Genomic DNA, 1475 nt, shown 5'->3' on the forward strand with positions numbered 1-1475 from the left:
GGTCATGGTCGTGTTCGGAATTGCCGCGCCGAACTTTCTTTCCCGCGCCACCTTTGGATCCGTCGCCTTCCAGCTGCCGGAGCTCGGCCTGCTCACACTCGCCATGCTGCTCCCGATCCTGACCGGCGGCCTGAACCTGGCCATCACCTTCACGGCCAACATCGCCGGGCTGACGCTCGCCTGGATCCTTCAAAGCCAGGGCGGCGTCGACGCGGGCATCGGTGCCTTTGTCCTTGGCGCGATCCTTGCCCTTGCGGTCGGAGCACTTAGTGGACTGACCATGGGGCTCGTCATCGCCCACACCAAGGCTCACCCGATCCTGGTCTCGCTGTCGATGATGATTTTCCTGCGCGGTCTCGGTGAGTTCCTGACGCACGGCGGCGACGTGTCCGGTTTTCCCAGCTTCCTGGCGCCGATCGGCTACGGTTCGATTCTTGGAATCCCGGTGCCGTTGCTCATTTTCATCGCGTGTGTGCTGATCTGGCACCTTCTGCTGACCCGAATGAAGCTGGGCTTCAACACCTATATGATCGGCTCCAACGTCGAGGCCACGCGCTACTCCGGCATCAATACGCGCAAGGTGCAGGTTCTGGTCTACACATTGTCGGGCGCGATGTGTGCGGTCGCCGGCATCATCATGCTGGCGCGCTTCAATTCGGTGCGTGTCGGACATGGCGAGTCCTACCTGCTGATCACTGTGCTTGCCTGCTTTCTTGGCGGGGTCAATCCATTCGGCGGCTTCGGACGCGTAATCCCTGTCTTCGTTGCGCTGGTCGTGCTCCAGCTTCTGTCCTCGGGACTCAATCTGATGGGCGCCAACCAGCATCTGGCGACGGCGGTCTGGGGCATTTTGATGATCACGGTGATGGTCCTGCGCTGGCTTGCCGGGCGCTTAAAGTTCCTGAACACAAACAAAGGGTGAGTGAGATGCATGGTTTTGGGGTCCACACCTCGATGTGGACGATGAACTGGGATCGGGCCGGCGCAGAGAAGGCGATCGCCGCTTCCGTCAAATACGGCATGGATTTTATCGAGATCGCGCTTCTGAACGCGCCGGCGGTCGATGCCGCGCACACACGCGCCTTGCTCGAAAAGCACAATCTTCGGGCTGTTTGCTCGCTTGGGCTACCGGAGCGGGCCTGGGCCTCGGTGCGGCCGGATGCCGCCATCGAACATCTCAAAGTGGCCATCGACAAGACTGCAGAGATGGGCGCGCTGGCGCTTTCCGGGGTGATTTTCGGCGGTATCGGTGAACGCACCGGCGTGCCACCCACCGAAAAGGAATACGACAACATCGCGCATGTGCTGACCGTCGCCGCCAAGCATGCCCAGACGCGCGGCATAGAGCTCGGAATCGAGGCGGTGAACCGCTACGAGAACCACCTGATAAATACCGGCGCGCAGGCGGTCTGGATGCTCGAGAAGGTCGGCGCCGACAACATCTTTGTCCATCTCGACACCTATCACATGAACAT

The 1475-nt window shown here is 60.9% G+C and carries 2 protein-coding genes; both read left to right on the top strand.

Features of this window, described 5'->3' with window-relative positions:
* On the top strand, positions 1–922 hold a 922-nt coding region (locus E5W70_RS32345; protein WP_292665416.1), incomplete at its 5' end, for an ABC transporter permease.
* A gap of 5 nt (positions 923–927) precedes the next feature.
* Positions 928–1475 (top strand): sugar phosphate isomerase/epimerase family protein (locus tag E5W70_RS32350; RefSeq protein ID WP_292665418.1); only part of this gene is annotated, 548 nt, incomplete at its 3' end.

This window comes from Mesorhizobium sp. (assembly GCF_005063415.1).
Classification (GTDB): Bacteria; Pseudomonadota; Alphaproteobacteria; order Rhizobiales; family Rhizobiaceae; genus Mesorhizobium.